Annotated in this window: 1 protein-coding gene; it reads left to right on the top strand. The window is 72.1% G+C overall.

The features are described 5' to 3' along the window. Positions 1–648 (top strand): ketoacyl-synthetase C-terminal extension domain-containing protein (locus tag AC4IJH_RS43640; protein WP_490857585.1); only part of this gene is annotated, 648 nt, incomplete at both ends.

Raw genomic sequence — 648 nt, 5'->3', positions numbered from 1 at the left:
GACGCGCGGCGGCTGGGGCATCAGGTGCTGGCGGTGGTGTCCGGCAGCGCGGTCAACCAGGACGGCGCGTCGAACGGTCTGACCGCGCCGAACGGCCCGTCGCAGCAGCGGGTGATTCGCGCGGCGCTGGCGAGCGCCGGTGTGGGCGCCGATGGCGTGGATGTGGTCGAGGGTCATGGCACGGGTACGCGGCTGGGCGATCCGATCGAGGCGCAGGCGCTGTTGGCGACGTACGGCCAAGGCCGGCCGGGGGATCGGCCGTTGCTGCTGGGTTCGGTGAAGTCCAACATCGGGCACGCGCAGGCGGCGGCCGGCGTGGCGGGAATCATCAAGATGGTGGCGGCGATGCGGCATGGCGTCGTCCCTGCGACGCTGCATGCCGAGGTGCCGTCTTCGCGTATTGACTGGGATGCGGGTGCGGTGCGGCTGGTGACCGAGGCTGTTCCGTGGCCGGAGGTGGGGGAGCGTCCGCGGCGTGCGGGTGTGTCGTCGTTCGGGTTCTCCGGCACCAACGCGCACGTGATCATCGAGGAGGCGCCCGACGACGAAGCGCCGATGCCTGGCTCTGCGCCTGCGCCGGTGGGCGCTGGTGGTGTGGTGTTGCCGGTGGTGCCGTGGGTGGTGTCGGGTCGGTCGGCTGCTGGGCTG

The sequence above is a fragment of the Streptomyces sp. UF-297 genome, assembly GCF_058245575.1.
The sequence above is the reverse complement of the archived record's forward strand: the minus strand, read 5'-3'. Positions and strand labels throughout refer to the sequence as shown.